The following is a 17,946-nucleotide window of genomic DNA, read 5'->3' as shown; positions in this document are numbered from 1 at the left end:
TCCTTTCCTCCGAAGGGTGTTTCAGTGGTCTTGGCCGGCGGCGAGCCGTTCGAGGTCCTGCAGGACCCGTTCTTCGACGAGCTCCGCCAGCGCCAGCACGGTGCCCGCGGTGAGCACGTCCTTGGGCGTGATCTCGACGTCGAAGGCGGACTTCGTCATCGACGTGATCCGCAGGCTGCGCAGCGAATCCCCGCCGAGGGCGAAGAAGTTGTCCTCGACGCCGACCCGGTCGAGGTCCAGGGCCTCGGCCCAGATGGCCGCGAGGACCTCTTCGGTCTCGGTTTCCGGAGCCGCGTACTCGGCGGTCTCCGCCGGCGCGGCCGGCGCCGGCAACGCGCGCCGGTCCAGCTTTCCGTTGGCCGTCAAGGGAAGTGCGTCGAGCCGGACGAACGCGGCGGGCACGAAGTGGGCCGGCAGCGCGGCGGCGACGTGCTCCCGCAGCCCGGTCCCCGCCTCGCCCACCACGTAGGCGATCAGCCGCTGCCCGTCCGCGACGACGGCGGCGTCGCGCACCTGCGGGTGCTTGCGCAGCACCGCCACGATCTCGCCGGGCTCGATCCGGAAGCCGCGGATCTTGACCTGGTCGTCGGCGCGGCCGAGGAACTCGAGGGTGCCGTCGGCGCGCCACCGCACCAGGTCGCCGGTGCGGTACATCCGCTCCCCCGGCCCCCCGAAGGGGTCGGCGAGGAACCGCGAGGCGGTGAGCCCCGGCCGGTCGAGGTACCCGCGGGCGAGCCCGGCCCCGGCGACGTACAGCTCCCCCGCGGCCCCGATCGGCACCGGCCGGAGCGCGGTGTCGAGGACGCGGACGCGGGTGTTGCGGATCGGCCGGCCGATCGGCGGGGTGGCGCCGGGTTCGAGCGGGTCGCTCCAGGTCGCCACCACCGTGGTTTCGGTGGGGCCGTAGGCGTTGATCATCCGGCGGCCCGGCGCCCAGCGGGCCACCAGGTCGGCCGGGCACGCTTCGCCGCCGACCACCAGCGTCCGGAACGCCGGCAGCGCGACGTCCGGCACGCTCGCCATGGCCACCGGCGGGACCAGCGCGTGGGTGACGCCTTCCTCCCGCAGCACCGCGGCCAGGTGCTCGCCGAGCAGCGGCCCGGGCGGCGGTACGACCAGCGCGGCCCCCGCGGGCAGCGCCATGCACAGCTCCAGCACCGAAGCGTCGAAACTCGGCGAGGAGAACTGGAGCACGCGGTCGCCGGGCCGGACGTCGAAGTGGGCGATCTCGGCGCTCGCGAAGCTGGCCAGGCCGGCGTGGGTGACGACGACGCCCTTGGGCGTGCCGGTCGAGCCCGAGGTGTAGATGACGTACGCCGGTGCGGTCAGCGGCACGGACCGGCCCAGCGGGGTGGCCGGGCCGTGTGCCTCCGAGCCGTCGAGGACGAGCGCGTCGCCGACCGGCAGCGGTGTCCCCGGCTTGGTCACCACGACGACCGGCTTCGCGTCGGCGAGCATGAACGCGATGCGCTCGGCCGGGTAGTCCGGGTCGACCGGCAGGTAGGCGGCGCCGGTCTTCAGCACGGCCAGCTGGGCGACGACGATCTCCACCGAGCGCGGGAGGGCGAGCGCGACGATCCGTTCCGGACCGGCCCCGCGCGCGGCCAGCAGCCGGGCCAGCCGGTCGGCGCGCACGTCGAGTTCGGCGAAGGTGAGCCGCTCCTCGCGCGAGACCACCGCGACCGCGTCGGGCGTGCGCGCCGCCTGGGCCTCGATCAGTTCGGTCAGGGTGACCGCCGGGACCTCGTGGTGGGTGTCGTTGAACGCCACGAGGACCTGGTCGCGTTCGGCGACGTCGAAGTCCCGCAGCGGCCGCGCCGGGTCTTCGGCGATCGCGTCCAGGAGGTGTTCGAGCTGGCGGGCCAGCCGTTCGACCGTCGCCTCGTCGAACAGCGCTGTGTCGTAACCGAGGCCGAGCGACAGGCGCGGGCCTGGGGCGGCCACGACGGTGAGCGGGTAGTTGGTCGTCTCCATGGCCTGCAGCTCGCGCAGCCGCACGCCGTGCCCGGCGACGTCGTCCGCCGTGACGGGGTAGTTCTCGAACACGACCAGGCTGTCGAAGAGGTTCCGGCCGCCCTCGACACCGCTCCAGGCCTGCACCGCGGTCAGCGGGACGTGCTCGAACCGGCGTGACTCCGCCTGGGCGGTCTGCAGGCCGCGCAGCCAGCCGGCGACCGGGGCCGCCGGGTCGGCGGTGACCCGCACCGGCAGGGTGTTGATGAAGATGCCGGTGATGTCGTCGACTCCCGCGAGCCCGGCCGGGCGGCCGGACACGGTGGCGCCGAAGCAGACGTCGTCCTCGCCGCTGTGCCGGGCCAGCAGGAGCGCCCAGGCGCCCTGCACGACGGCGTTGACGGTGAGCCGCTCGCGCCGGGCGAACGCCGCCAGCCGGGCGGTCGCCGCCTCGCCGAGATCGCGGCTGACCCACGTCGACGAGCTCGATTCGTGGGTGGCCGCGGGAATCCGGTCGTAGGGCAGCGGGGTCGGCTCGGTGACGCCGGCGAGTTCGCGGCGCCAGTACTCCTCGGCACCGTCGGCGGTCTGGCCGCGCAACCAGGTGACGTAGTCGCCGAACGGACGGCGGTGCGGCAGAGCGGGCGCGGTGCCGTCGCGCAGGGCCGCATAGGCCGTGCAGACGTCGGAGAGCACCTGGAAGACGCTCCAGCCGTCGAGCAGGACGTGGTGGAAGGTCCAGACGAGCTGGACGGCGTCGTCCGGCAGCCGGGCCAGGGTGACCCGCAGCAGCGGCGCCGTCGCCAGGTCGAACGGCGTCTCACGGTCATCGGCGAGCAGCTCGCGCAGGGCTTCTTCGCGGTCGCGGTCCCGCCAGTCCAGCTCGGTGACCGGTACCCGCGCGTCGCGGTGGACGACCAGGAGCGGCTCGGGAACGTCCTCCCAGACGACGCTGCCGCGCAGCACCGGCGTCCGGTCGACCACGTGCTGCCAGGCTTCGGCCAGGAACCGCGGCTCGGCCACGCCGTCGAGGACGGCGGTCACCTGTTCGAAGTAGACGCCCTGGGCTTCCTGGGAAAGCCCGTGGAAGACCATGCCCGCCTGCATCGGCGTCAGCGGGTGGATGTCGGCCACGCCGCGGCCGTCGCCGGCGATCCGGTCCACCTGCCGCTGGTCCAGTGTGGACAGCGGGAAGTCGCTCGGCGTGCGGCCGCCGGCGCCGGGCTCGGCGCAGTGCGCGACGGCTTCGCCCAGCGCGGCCACCAGTTCGGCGGCCAGCCGCTCCACCGTGGCGGCGGTGTGCGTGTCGCGGTAGTAGGACCAGGTCAGTTCGAGGGTGTCCCGGTCCACCCGGCCGACGACGTCGAGCAGGTGCGCCCGGCCCGCGCCCTCGCCGACCGCCGAGTCGAGGCTGCCGGCCGCGCCGTCGAGCCGGCCGAGGTAGTTGAAGCTGATTTCGGGCTGCAGCGCGGGCGCGGTCCCGGTCAGGTACCGCAGGGCGCCGAAGCCGACGCCGCGGCGGGGCACGGCCCGCAACTGTTCCTTGACCGACTTGAGCAGGGTGCCCCAGTCGTCGTCGATCCGCAGCGCGACCGGGTACAGCGAGGTGAACCAGCCGACCGTGCGGGACAGGTCGACGTCGTCGAACAGGTCCTCGCGGCCGTGGCCCTCCAGGTCGATCAGCACGCCGTCGCGGCCGGTCCAGCGGGCCAGCACCCGGCCGAGCGCGGCCAGCAGCACGTCGTTGACCTGCGTCCGGTAGACGCCGGGGACGTCCTGCAGGAGCGCGCGGGTCAGCTCGGCGTCCAGGCGCGTGGTGACCGTGCCGGTGCCCGCCTCGGCGGCGTCGGTGTCGATCGGCAGCGACCCGTCGACGGCGAGCGCGGTGCGCCAGTAGGGCAGTTCGTCGTCGAAGCCACCGGCTTCGGCGTGGCCGGCGAGCCGGTTGGCCCAGTCGCGGAACGACGTCGTCTTCGGCGGCAGCGGGCCCCCGCGGTAGGCGGTGTCGAGGTCCTCCAGGAGAATCCGCCACGAGACGCCGTCGACGACCAGGTGGTTGACCGTCAGCAGCAGGACGGCCGGCTCCAGGAGTTCGGCGGTGAGCAGCGGCCCGCGGGTCACGTCGATCTCCGCGCCGAGGAGTTCGGCCGGTCCGGCCGGGGCGTTTTCCTGGCCGGCGACGGTGAACCGCATCCGCAGGGCGTCGTGGTGCCCGGTCAGCGTGGTCAGCGCCGCGCGCAGCGTCTCGACGTCGAACGGCTCGGGCCGCTCGATCCGCACCGACTGCGTGAACCCGTTCGGATCGCCGAAGTGACCGGCGAAGAACCAGAGCTGGATCGGGGTCAGCGCGGCGGCGCCGGTGACCGGCCCCTGCTCGGCCACGGTCACCGCGGCCGACCCCGCCGCCACGGCCAGCGCGGCGACGGTCTGGTGCGCGAACAGGTCCCGCGGCGTGAGCGCGAGGCCGTGGCGCCGGGCCCGCGAAACGACCTGGATGCTGAGGATCGAGTCGCCGCCGAGCTCGAAGAAGTTGTCCTCGACGCCGACACCGGGCGAACCGAGCACGTCGGCCCAGACTCCGGCGAGCACGCGCTCGGTCTCGGTGCGCGGCGGCACGTACCCGGCCACCGGTTGCGCCGCGGGCTCCGGGAGCGCCTGGCGATCGACCTTTCCGTTGGCACTCAGCGGAAGCGCATCGAGCGTCACGAAGGCCGACGGCACCATGTAGTCGGGCAGGTCCCGCTGCAGCCAGGCCCGCAGGTCCGGCTTCCCGGCGGTGACGACGTAGGCGACGAGCCGCCGGTCCCGCGCGACGACCACCGTCTCGGTGACGTCCGGGTGCGCGGCCAGGGCCGTCTCGATCTCGCCCAGCTCGATCCGGAAGCCACGGATCTTCACCTGGTCGTCGGCGCGGCCGACGAACTCCAGCACCCCGTGGCCGGTCCAGCGCACGACGTCCCCGGTGCGGTACATCCGCTCGCCGGGCGACCCGAACGGGTTGGCCACGAACCGGTCCGCGGTCAGGCCCGGCCGGCCGAGGTACCCGCGGGACACGCCGGCACCGGCGATGAACAGCTCGCCCGTCACGCCCGGCGGGACCGGCCGCAGTCCCTCGTCCAGGACGTAGGCGGCCATGTTGTCCAGCGGCCGCCCGATCGGCATCGCGTCCGGCACCGCGTCTTCGGGGGCCAGGAAGAACCGGCTGGCGAAGGTGGTGGTCTCGGTGGGGCCGTAGCCGTCGACGACGGTCAGCCCGGGGCAGGCGTCCCGCACCTGGCGGACCGCGGCGGCGGGCACGACGTCCCCGCCGGTCCACACCTCGCCGACCCCCCGCAGGCACCCGGGATCCTCCTGCGCCAGCAGGCGGAACAGCCCGGCGGTCAGCCACAGCGCGCGAACCCCGTGCCGCGTGACGACCGCACGCAGCACTTCGGCGTCGACGTCGCCGGGCGGGGCGACGACCACCCGGCCGCCGTTGAGCAGCGGCACCCACGCCTCGTACGTCGAGGCGTCGAACGCCTGCGGCGAGTGCAGCAGCACGGTCCGGTGCGCCTCGCCCGCGAACGAGCGGTCGGAGGCCAGGGCGACGATGTCGCGGTGGGTCACCGCCACGCCCTTCGGCTTGCCCGTCGACCCGGACGTGTACATCACGTACGCCAGGTTTCCCGGCCGCACCGGGACTTCCGGCGCACCTTCCGGGCCGGTCTCGTCCACCCGGACGGTGAGTCCATTGTGGACGTCCCGATAGGACTCCCCCGCGATGACGACGGAGACCCCGGCTTCCTCGAGGACCAGGCGCATCCGGCTCGCCGGGGCACGGAGGTCGACCGGGACGTAGGCGGCGCCGGCCTTGAGCACCGCGAGTTCGGCGACGACGAGGCCGGCCGACCGCTCCAGCAGCAGCCCGACCCGGTCCTCGGCCCGCACGCCGAGGGCGATCAGCCGGGCCGCGAGCCGGTCGGCGCGGGCGGCGAGCTCCGCGTAGGTGAGGTCGTCGACCGCCGGAGCGTCCGGGGTCCGGCGGACCTGGTCGGCGAACCGGCTCACGACGGTGGCCTCGGGCACCGGGTGTGCCGTGTCGTTGAACGTCCGCAGCACGCGCTCGCGGTCGTCGCCGGTGAGCAGGTCGAGTTCGCCGACCCGCGTTCCCGGGTTCGCGGCGATGCGGTCCAGGGCCAGCAGCAGCTGCCCGGCGAGCCGGTCGACGGTGGCCCGGTCGAACAGGTCCGGGTCGTGGTCGAACGACACGGCCAGGTGCTCCCCCGGCGTGACGACGACGCTGAGCGGGTAGTTGGTCGGCTGCAGTTCGCCGTCCTCGTGCAGGCCGATCCCGTGCGCGGCCACGGCTTCGGTGTCGAACGGGTAGTTCTCGAACACCAGGATGCTGTCGAACAGCGTGCTGCCGCCCGCCCAGGTCTGCAGCTGGGCCAGGGACACGAAGTCGAACCGGCGCGAACGGGCCTGGGCCGTCTGCAGGTCCCGCAGCCACTCGGCCACCGTAAGTCCGTCGTGGACGGTCACCGGCGCGGGCAGGGTGTTGATGAACAGCCCGGCCATCGCTTCGACGCCCGGCAGGTCGGCCGGCCGCCCCGACACCGTGGTGCCGAAGACGACGCCGGATTCCCCGCTGTAGCGGGAAAGCACGAGTCCCCACGCGCCCTGGACGATCGTGTTGAGCGTCAGGCCGGCGCGGCGCGCCAGCTCCCGCAGCCCGTCGGCGGGCGCCGACACCCGGACCGACGCCGCGGACCGCGCGCGGTGGGCTTCCACCGGACGGCGGTCGTAGGGCAACGGCGTCGGCGTCCGGAACCCCGCGAGCTGCTCGCGCCAGTGGATTTCGGCGGCCGTGGTGTCCTGGTCACCGAGCCAGCGCAGGTACTCGCGGAACGGCGGCCGGTGCCCCGGCACGGCGGCCCCCGCGTACCGGGCGCACACCTCGCCGAACACCTGCGCGGCGCTCCAGCCGTCCAGCAGCACGTGGTGGAACGTCCACACCAGCAGCAGGTCGCCGCCGGGCAGCCGCGCGAACGCCAGCCGCAGCAGCGGCGCGGCCGTCAGGTCGAAGCCCTCGGCCCGGTCCGCGTCGAGGAACCGGTCCTGCTCGCGGGCGCGCTCGTCGTCGTCCAGCGTCCTCCAGTCGAGGTGGACGACCGGGACGGTGACGTTCCGCTCGACGACCTGCACGGGTTCGTCGAGGCCCTCCCAGACGACGCGGGTGCGCAGCACCGGCGTGTCCGCGACCACCTGCTGCCACGCCCGGGCGAGGCGCTCGGGGTCGCCGATGCCGGTCAGCCGCAGGCGCACCTGGTTGAGGTAGGTCCCGGCCGCGCCGTCGACGAGGCTGTGGAAGACCATGCCCGACTGCATCGGGGTGAGCGGGTAGATGTCCTCGACCGTCCGGCCGGTGCCGGCGAGGCGGTCCACCGCGGCCTGGTCGAGGCGGGCGAGGGGGAAGTCCGACGGCGTGCGGCCGCCGGCGTCCGGCCGGGCGCAGTGCCCGACGATCCCGGTGAGCGCGGCGAGGAGGGCGTCGGCCAGCCGGCGCACGGTCGCCTCGGTGTGCACACCCGCGGAGTAGTGCCAGGTCAGTTCCAGCTCGTCGCCGACGACCGCGCCCACGACGTCGAGCTGGTGCGCCCGCGTCTGGTCGGGGTGCGCGGCGCCGCCCAGCCTTCCGCCGTGGTCGAAGCGGCCCAGGTAGTTGAAGCTGATCCGGGGTGCGAGGCGCGGGGCGGTGCCGGTGAGATAGCGCAGGGCGCCGTAGCCGAGGCCGCGGCGGGGAATTGCGCGCAGCTGTTCCTTAGTCGCCTTCAGGGCTTCGCCCCAGTCCTCGCCGGACGACGTCAGTTCGACCGGGAAGATCGAGGTGAACCAGCCGACGGTCCGCGAGAGGTCGACGCCGGGGAACAGGTCTTCCCGCCCGTGGCCTTCGAGGTCGACGAGCACGCGGTCGCGGCCGGTCCAGTCGCGCAGGACGCGGCCGAGCGCGGTCAGCAGGACGTCGTTGACCTGCGTCCGGTACGCCCCCGGCACGTCGTGCAGCACGGCCCGGGTCGGTTCGGCGGGCAGCCGCACGACCACCGAGCGGGCCGAGCCGTAGGTGTTGTCACCGGTCGCGTCGACCGGCAGGGCCGGGTCGGCGTCGATGGCCGCCCAGTGGTCGAGTTCGTCGTCGAAGAAGCCGTCGGCCGTGTGGCGGGCCAGGGTGCGGGCCCAGTCGCGGAACGACGTCGTCTTGGGCGGGAGCTCGCCGCCGGCCAGGAGGGTTTCCAGGTCTTCCAGGAGGATCCGCCACGACACGCCGTCGACGACCAGGTGGTGCGCGGCCAGCGTCAAGGTGGTGCCGGACAGCTCGGCGCGCAGCAGCGGCCCGTGCTCCAGGTCGATGGTGGCGTCGAGGACGTCCTGGGCGTCGGGCGCGTGACGCGGGCCCTCGGGGGTGAACCGCAGGCGCAAAACGTCGTGGTGCAGCTGGAGTTCGCGCAGCGCGCGCGGCAGCTCCGTGGCGTCGGGCACCTCCACCGAAACGGACTGGACGAACTGCTCGGGGTGCACCGGCCGCGGGTCGAGGTACCAGTGCTGCACCGGCGTCAGCGGCAGGTCGCCGGTCACCGGCCCGGCGTCGGCCGCGGCGGGCGCGGCCGGGGTGGCGGCGAGGGCGAGCGCGGCGACGGTCGGGTGGTCGAACACCTGGCCGGGCATCAGGTCGAGGCCGGCCCGGCGGGCCCGCGAGACCACGTGGATGCTGAGGATCGAGTCGCCGCCGAGCTCGAAGAAGTTGTCGTCGGCGCCGACGCGGCCGACCCGCAGGACCTCGGCCCAGATGCCGGCGAGCAGCCGCTCGGCGTCCGTCGCGGGCTCGCGGTACCCGAGCCCGGACACGAAGCCGGGTGCGGGCAGCGCCCGGCGGTCGACCTTCCCGTTGTCGTTGAGCGGCAGGGCTTCCAGGGGCACGAACACGGCCGGGACGAGGTAGTCCGGCAGCGTCCGCAGCAGGAACTCGCGCAGGTCCGGCGTCCCGGTCGCGACGACGTAGGCGACCAGCCGCTTGGCCCCGCCGTGCACGGCCGCGACGACGACGGCTTCGGTCACGTCCGGGTGCGCGGTCAGCGCCGTCTCGATCTCGCCGAGTTCGACGCGGAAGCCGCGGATCTTCACCTGGTCGTCGGCCCGGCCGGCGAACTCCAAGACGTCGCCGGGAGCCCAGCGGACGAGGTCGCCGGTGCGGTACATCCGCGCGCCCGGCGCGCCGAAGGGGTCGGCCAGGAACCGTTCGGCGGTCAGCGCGGGCTGCCCGAGGTAGCCGCGGGCGAGACCGGTGCCGGCCAGGTACAGCTCGCCGACGGCACCCGGCGGCACCGGCCGCAGCCCGTGGTCGAGGACGTAGGCGGCCATGCCGTCGAGGGGCCGTCCGATCGGCACCACGGCGGGCACCGGCGCGTCCGGCCCGAGCACGAACCGGGTGGCGAACGTCGTGGTCTCGGTGGGGCCGTAGCCGTCGACGACGGTCAGGCCCGGGCAGGCGGCCCGCACCTGGCGGATCGCCTCGGCGGGCACGACGTCCCCGCCGGTCCACACCTCGCCCGCCCCGGCCAGGCAGGCCGGGTCTTCCTGGGCGAGCAGGCGGAACAGCCCGGCGGTCAGCCACACCGCGGTCACGCCGTGCCCGCCGATCTGCCGGCGCAGGACGTCGGCGTCGAGGTCGCCCGGCGGCGCGACGACCACGCGGCCGCCGTTCAACAGCGGCACCCACACCTCGTACGTCGAGGCGTCGAAGGCCAGCGGCGAGTGCATGAGCACGGTCCGGTGCGCCGGGCCGGCGAACGACCGGTCCCGGGCCAGGCCGACGATGTCCCGGTGGCTGACGGCCACGCCCTTCGGCGTCCCCGTCGAGCCCGACGTGTACATGACGTAGGCCAGGTTCGCCGGCCGGATCGGGAGGTCCGGCGCCTCGGCCGGTTCGTCGCCGAGCTCGCCGACCGACAGGATCGGTCCACTGTGGATCTCGGTGGCGAGCGCCCGGCCGGAGTCGTCGGTCACCAGGACACCGGCGCCGTCGAGCAGCGCGGTCAGCCGGCTGCGGGGCGCTCGGGCGTCCAGCGGCAGGTAGGCGCCGCCGGCCTTGAGCACCGCCAGTTCGGCGACGACCACGTCGGCCGAGCGGCCGAGCAGCAGCCCGACCAGGCCGTCCCGCTGCGCGCCCAGGTCGAGCAGGCGGCGGGCCAGCCGGTTCGCCCGCGTGTCGAGCTCCGCGTAGGTCAGGGTTTCTTCGCCGGTGACGGCGATCGCGTCCGGCGTGCGGCGGACCTGCTCGGCGAACAACGCGGGCACGGTCGTGTCCGGGCCGTCCTGCGTGGCGCCGGTCCCCCGGGCCAGGACGGCGCGCTGTTCGGCGTCGGTGAGCATGCGCAGCCGGGAAAGAGGCTCGTGCGGCCGGGTCGCGAGCTCGGACAGCACCGTCCGCAGGTGCCCGGCGAACCCGGCGATCGTGTCGGCGTCGAACAGCTCGGGGTCGTAGCCGAAGACGAACTCCAGGCGCTCCTCGCCGGGGTAGGCGACGACGCTGAGCGGGTAGTTGGTCGTCTCGACGCCGTGCAGATCCCGCAGCCCGAGTTCCGCGGTGACCGGGTAGTTCTCGAACACGAGCAGGCTGTCGAACTCCCCGCCCCAGTTCTGCAGGCGCGCCAGGGACAGGTGGTCGAACCGCCGCGCCCCGGCCTCGGTGTCCTGGAGGCCGCGCAGCCAGTCCACCGCCGTGGCCCGCTCGTCGACGTCGGCGACCACCGGCAGCGTGGTGATGAACATGCCGGTGATTTCGCCGGCCCCGGGCAGTTCCGCGGGCCGCCCGGCGACCGTGGTGCCGAAGCAGACCTCCGGCCGGCCGGTGTGCCGGGCGAGCAGCACCGCCCAGGCGCCCTGGACGAGCGTGTTGAGGGTGAGGCCGTGGCGCTGCGCGGCGGTGCGCAGCGGCCCGGCGGGCAGCTCGATCCTCAGCGAAGCCGTCGATTCGACCGGGTGACCGGCCGGAGCGCGGTCGGTGCGCAGCCGGGCCGGCTCGGGCCGGCCGGAAAGCCGTTCCCGCCAATAGGCTTCCGCGGCCGGGGTGTCCTGTTCGGACAGCCACCGGACGTGGTCGCGGAACGGGCGGCGGGTCGGCAGCGGGCGCCCGGCGTGCGCCGCCGCGACGTCGGAGAGCACCTGGAAGAGGCTCCAGCCGTCGAGCAGCAGGTGGTGGAACGTCCAGACCACGCGGACCTCGGTCGCTGAGACCCGCGCGAGCAGCAGCCGCATCAGCGGGAGCTCGCCCAGGTCGAGGCCGGTGTCCCGGTCGGCCGCCAGCACGGCGTCGAGGTCGGCCGGCTCGGTCGTCCAGTCGCGGTACTCGATCGGCAGGGTGACCTGCCGGTGGACCACCTGCACGGGCTCGTCGAGGCCGTCCCAGACCACCCGGCTGCGCAGCACCGGGGTCCGGTCCACCACCCGCTGCCAGGCGCGGCCCAGCGCGGCGGGATCGGGGACGTCGCTCTGCACGAACGTCACCTGCTGGAGGTAGGCGTGGCGGCCGCCGCCGGTGAGCCGGTGGAAGAGCATGCCGGCCTGGGCCGGGGTGAGCTGGTAGAGGTCCTCGACGTCGCGGCCGTCGCCGGCCAGCCGGTCCACCGCGGCCTGATCGAGGGCGGCGAGGGGAAAGTCCGACGGCGTGCGGCCGCCGGCGTCCGGCCCGGTGCAGTGCGCGACGATCCCGGCGAGGCCGTGCACGAGGTCGTCGGCGACGGTCCGGATCGTGGCCTCGGCGTGGAGCTGGTCCGAGTAGAACCAGGTGATCTCCAGGCGGCCGTCGGTGACCCGGGCGACGACGTCGACGGCGTGCGCGCGGACGTCATCCGGGTGCTGCTCGAGTTCCAGCTCCCGCTCGAGGCCCCGGTACAGCTCGCCCTCGGCCTCGAAGCGGCCGAGGTAGTTGAAGCTGAGCCGGGGCCTCACCGCGGGAGCGGTCCCGGCGAAGTGGCGCAGGACGCCGTAGGACAGGCCGCGGGCCGGGATCGCGCGCAGCTGCTCCTTGACGGACTTGAGCACGTCCCCGGCGCCGGTGTCGGGGACGTCGAGCGCGACCGGGAACATCGACGTGAACCAGCCGACCGTGCGAGACAGGTCGACGTCGTCGAACAGGTCTTCGCGGCCATGGCCTTCGAGGTCGACGAGCACGCGGCCGGTGCCGGTCCAGCGGCGCAGGGCGCCGCCGAGGGCGGCCAGCAGCACGTCGTTGACCTGCGTCCGGTAGACACCCGGGACGTCCTGCAGCAGGGCCCGGGTCAGCTCGGCGTCGAGCCGGGTGGTGACCGTGCGGGTGCTCGCCACGGTGCCGGCGCCGTCGGTGTCCACGGGGATCTGGGCGCCCTCGACCGCCTGCCAGTACGGGAGGTCGGCGGCGAAGTCGTGCTCGGCGAGCCGGTTCGCCCACTCCTGGAAGGACGTCGTGCGGGCGCTCAGGGCGCGTCCGTGGTAGGCGTGGTCGAGGTCCTCGAGGAGGATCCGCCACGAGACACCGTCCACCACCAGGTGGTGCACGGCCAGGCGCAGGATCGTGCCGTCCAGTTCCGCGCGCACTAGCGGGCCGCGTTCGACGTCGATTTCCGCGCCGAAGACGTCGGCCTCGCCGGGCTCGGCGTGGGCCTGCGTCCAGCCTCCGGCGGTCTTGCGGAAGCGCAGCCGCAGGACGTCGTGGTGGGCGACGACCGCGTTCACCGCCGCGCGCAGGCGGTCCTCGTCGACGTCGTCGGCGAGGCGGACGCTCAGCTGCTGGACGAAGTGGTCCGGGTCGGCCGGGTCGGTGTCGAGGAACCAGTGCTGGATCGGGGTGACGGGCACCTCGCCGGTCGCCGCGGGCCGCTCGGCCGCGGGCTCGGCCACCCCGGCGGCCGCGGCGAGGGCGGCGATCGTCTGGTGCCGGAAGACGTCCTTGGTGGTGATCCGCAGGCCGGCCTTGGCCGCCTCGGACACGAGCCGGATGCTGAGGATCGAGTCGCCACCGAGCTCGAAGAAGTTGTCCTCGACGCCGACCTCGGGCAGGCCGAGGGCGTCGGCCCAGATGGTCGCGAGGAGCCGTTCGGTGCCGGTGCGCGGCGCGACGCGGGTGGTGCCGCCGGTCCAGTCCGGGGCGGGCAGGGCACGCCGGTCGAGCTTGCCGCTCGGGTTGAGCGGCAGCCGATCGAGGGGCACGAACGCCGAGGGCACCAGGTGGGCGGGCAGCGAGGCGCCGAGGAAGTCCCGCAGGTCGGCGGGCGCCTCGGGCACGACGTAGGCGACCAGCCGCTGGTGCCCGCCGTCGGTGCGCGCGACGACGACCGCCTCGGTGACGTCCGGGTGCTTCCGCAGCGCGGCCTCGACTTCGCCGGGCTCGATCCGGAAGCCGCGGATCTTGACCTGGTCGTCGGCGCGGCCGAGGTACTCCAGTTCGCCGCGGGCCGTCCAGCGCACGACGTCGCCGGTCCGGTACATCCGGGCGCCGGGCGCGCCCGCGGGGTCGGCCACGAACCGGCTCGCCGTCAGCCCGGGCCGGCCGAGGTAGCCGCGGGCCACCCCGGCCCCGCCGAGGTGCAGCTCACCGGCGACGCCGACGGGCACCGGCCGCATCCCGCGGTCCAGGACGTACGCGCGGATGCCGGCGATCGGGCGGCCGATCGGCGGCGTGCGGTCGGTGTCGTGGTACCAGGCGGTGGCGTACACAGTGGACTCGGTGGGCCCGTAGATGTTCGCGATCCGGCTGTCCGGCAACGCTTTCCGGATGTCGAGCAGCGCGTGCCGGGTCAACGCCTCGCCGGCCAGGACCACGGTGGACGGCCGCACCGTCACCGCGCCCTGGGCCAGCAGCTGCGCGAACGCCGAGGGCACGCCGCTGACCAGGCCGACCGGCCGGCCGGTGTGCTCGCCTTCGCCGAGGGCCAGCACGTCCCGGACGATCTCGACGGTGGCACCGGTCATCAGCGGCGCGAAGATCTCGAACACCGAGACGTCGAAGTTCAGCGACGTCGAAGCGACCACTGTGGACCCCGGCCGGAAGACGTCCGCGAAGTCCGTGCGCGCCCAGGCCATCAGGTTCGCGGCGCTGCGGTGGGCGACCACGACCCCCTTGGGGCGGCCGGTCGAGCCGGACGTGTGGATCACGTAGGCGGGGTGGTCGGGGTTCGTGGCGCGGTCTCGCTGTGCGGGGGCGCCCTCGAACAGGGCGGGATCGTCGAACGCGAGCGCGGGGACGGACCCGGGGCCGCGGCCGTCCGGGGTGAGCAGCAGGGCCGGGCCGGCGTCGTCGAGGATCAGTTCCTGGCGGTCGGCCGGGTAGGCGGGATCGACCGGGAGGTAGGCGGCGCCGGACTTGAGCACCCCGAGCAGCGCCACCAGGATCCGTTCCGTGCGCGGCAGGGAAACGGCGACGAACCGTTCGGGCCCGGCTCCGCGTTCGGCCAGGACCCGGGCCAGCCGGTCGGCTTGCTCGTCGAGCTCGGCGTAGGTGAGCGAGCGGCCGTCGCAGACGACCGCGACCGCGTCCGGCGTGCGGGCCACCTGGGCCTCGAACAGTTGGGGCAGCGTGACTTCCGGCTCTTCCAGGACCGGCCCGCACGAGAGACCGGCCAGGTGCGCCAGCTCGGCGTCGTCGAGGATCGGCAGCTCGGCCACCGGCCGGTGCGGTTCGGCGACCACCGCTTCGGCCAGCACCCGCAGGTGCCCGGCGAAGCGGTCGATCGTGGCGGCGTCGAAGAGCGCGGTGTCGTACTCGATCGCGACACTGCGGCCCTGCTGCTGGAACTCCAGCACGAGGTCGAACCGGGCCCGGGGGCGGGGCAGATCGTGCTCGCCCAGGCGGAGGGCGCCCGCCTCCCGGGGCCGGACGAGGTCCTGCTGCAACACCAGCAGGACCTGCACCAGCGGGGTCCGGCTCGGGTCACGGGCCGGCCGCAGGTCGTCGACGACCTGGTCGAAGGGCACTTCCGCGGCGGCGAAGGCCGCCAGCGTCGTTTCCTTGACCCGGCCGAGAAAGCGGTCGAACGGTTCCGCGGCGTCGACCGCGGACCGCAGGACGAGGGTGTTGACGAAGAACCCGGCGAGCCGTTCGAGCTGGTCGTGGTCGCGGCCGGAGACCGCGGTGCCGACGGCGACGTCGTCCTGCCCGGTGTAGCGGGCCAGCAGCACCTGGACGAGCGCGGTCAGCGTGGTGAACAGCGTCGCGCCGGTGTCGTGGCCCAGTGCGGCGAGGTTGTCGGCGAGCTCCGCCGGCAGCTCGTACCGGCGGATCGCGCCCTCGGTGGCCCGGACGGGCGGGCGCGGCCGGTCGGTGGGCAGGTCGAGGGGTTCGAGGCCGGCGAGCTGCGTGCGCCAGTACGCGAGCTGCCGGTCGCGGAGGCCGGCCAGCCGGTCGTGGTGCCAGCGGGCGTAGTCGCGGTAGCCGATGTCGAGCGGGGCGGGCTTCTCCCCCGCGTAGAGCGCGGCGAGCTCGTCCACGAGCAGGCCGACCGACCAGCCGTCGGTGATGATGTGGTGCTGGCACAGCAGGAGCAGGTGGTCGTCCGGGCCGCGGCGGATCAGCGTGGCCCGGGTGAGCGGCCCGGTCGTCAGGTCGAAGGGGCGGTCCAGTTCGGCCGCGAGCTGCGCGTCGAGGTCCGCTTCGGCAGCGGTCTCCCGCAGCGGGATGGTGCCCTCGTCGGCGACGATTTGGACACCCTCGCCGTCGACGGTCCGGAACGTCGTCCGCAGCGACTCGTGCCGCGCGGCCAGCCCGCCGAGGGCGGCGCGCAGGGCGTCGCGGTCCAGCGGGCCGGTGAGGGTGAGGCCGACGCCGGCGTTGTATTCGGTGCTGCCGGGGTTCTGCTGGTCGAGCACCCACAGGCGGCGCTGGACGGGCGAGAGCGGGACCACGGCCTCGTGCGGCACGGGCTCGATCCGGCCGGCCGGGGCGCCGTCGTCGGGCAGCAGCTCGGCGAGCTTCGCGATGGTGCGGGCGTCGAACACCACGCGTGGGGACAGGTCGGCGCCGAAGCGGGCGCGGATCCGGGCGAGCGCGCGGGCGCCAAGGATGGAGTCGCCGCCGAGTTCGAAGAAGTCCGCGTCGACGCCGATGTCCGGGACACCCAGGACGTCGGCCCAGATTGCGGCGAGCGCGTGCTCGGCCGGGGTCCGGGGCGCGGTGTGCGTGGCGCGGACCTGGGCGGACCAGTCGGGTTCGGGCAGCGCGTCGCGGTCGAGCTTGCCGTGGTGGGTCAGCGGCATCGCGTCCAGGGGGACGAAGGCGGCCGGGACCATGTACGGCGGCAGCCGGTCGGCCGCGGCGGCCCGCAGGTCGGCGGGATCGGCGGCCCCGGCGACGTAGGCGACCAGGCGTTTGACGCCGGGCTGGTCCTCGCGGGCGACGACAACCGCCTCGCGGACGTTCTCCTGCCCGAGCAGCAGTGCTTCGATTTCGCCCGGTTCGATCCGGAAGCCGCGGATCTTGACCTGGTGGTCGGCCCGCCCGACGAACTCCAGCTCACCGGTTTCCGTGCGGCGGACGACGTCACCGGTCCGGTACATCCGCGCGCCCGGTGCACCGAAGGGGTCGGCGACGAACCGGCTCGCGGTCAGGCCCGGCCGGTCGAGGTAACCGCGGGCCAAGCCGGGGCCGGTGACGTAGAGCTCGCCGGTCTCGGCGGGGCGCAGCGCGTCGTCGAGGACGTACGCGGTGGCGTCCGGCAGCGGGTGGCCGATCGGGGGCGTGCCGCCGGGGACCAGCGGGTCGCTCCAGGTGGCGACGACGGTGAATTCGGTGGGACCGTAGGAGTTGATCATCCGGCGCCCGGGCGCCCAGGTCCGGACCAGTTCGGGCGGGCAGGCGTCGCCGCCGACGATCACCGTGCGGAAGTCCGGCAGCGCGTGGCCGGCCGGCAGCGTGGCCAGCGCGACCGGCGGGATGAGCGCGTGGGTGACCCGGTGCTCGGCCAGGACGTCCGCGAGCCGCTCGCCCAGCAGCGGGCCGGGCGGCGGCACGACGAGCGCGGCCCCGTGCGGCAGCGCCATGCCGAGTTCGAGGACGGAGGCGTCGAAGCTCGGCGAAGAGAACTCGAGCACCCGGTCGCCGGGGCGCACGTCGTATTGCTCCCGCATGGCGGCGAAGAAGCCGGCCAGGCCGCGGTGGGTGACGAGGACGCCCTTGGGCACGCCGGTCGAGCCGGACGTGTAGATGAGGTAGGCCGGGTGGTCGAGGTGCAGCGGGGGCGTGGGGTCGGCGGCTGTTTCGTCGTCGGTTTCGCTGTCGGTCTCGCTGTCGGTCTCGCTGTCGGTTTCGTCGAGGTCGAGGGTGGCTGCCGCGTGCCCGCGGCCCACGACGAGCACCGGCTGCGCGTCGGAGAGCACGAAGGCGATGCGCTCGGCGGGTTGGTCGGGGTCGACGGGCAGGAAGGCGGCCCCTGCCTTGGCGACCGCAAGCTCGGCGACGACCAGGTCGGCCGACCGGGGCAGCAGCAGCGCGACGACCTTTTCGGGGCCGGCGCCGCGTCGCACCAGCACGCGCGCCAGCCGGTTCGCCCGCGCGTTGACGGTCGCGTAGGTCAGGGTGCCGTCGGCGCCGGTCAGGGCCGGTGCATCGGGGGTGCGGGCGGCTTGCGCCTGGAACAGCCCGGCGAGGGTACGCGCGGGCACCGATCTGTCGTCGTCGGCAGCAGGAACCGAGACGTCGTATCGCGGCATTGCGGAAACCTTTCGAGCACGGATGAGGTCAGCGCGGGGCCGTCCAGGCGCTGGCAGAAGACAGGCAGAAGGGGCCCGCGACCAGGGAAATCGGCAAAAGACTTCCGTCCGGGCAACCGGGTATTTGCCACTCGTTCAACAAATCGGCCCGGCGTGCCACACACCGGGCGAACCCGCAGGAACGAGCGCGAGACACATTGATCCTTTCCAGCGTGACAGCCGCGCGGCAACCCCCGGAAACAGTTCCGATTTCGACGGCACCCCCGCCGTGCCGATTAG

Annotated in this window: 1 protein-coding gene; it reads right to left on the bottom strand. The window is 74.3% G+C overall.

Annotated features, from left to right (window positions below):
* Positions 1 to 21: 21 nt before the first annotated feature.
* On the bottom strand, positions 22 to 17,667 hold the full coding sequence (locus H5965_RS42515) for a non-ribosomal peptide synthase/polyketide synthase (RefSeq protein WP_310976935.1): 17,646 nt from the start codon (positions 17,665 to 17,667) through the stop codon (positions 22 to 24).
* Positions 17,668 to 17,946 lie beyond the last annotated feature (279 nt).

It is taken from the genome of Amycolatopsis sp. 505 (assembly GCF_031625235.1).
Classification (GTDB): Bacteria; Actinomycetota; Actinomycetes; order Mycobacteriales; family Pseudonocardiaceae; genus Amycolatopsis.
Note: the sequence above shows the minus strand (reverse complement) of the source record. Positions and strands in the feature narration are given on the sequence as shown.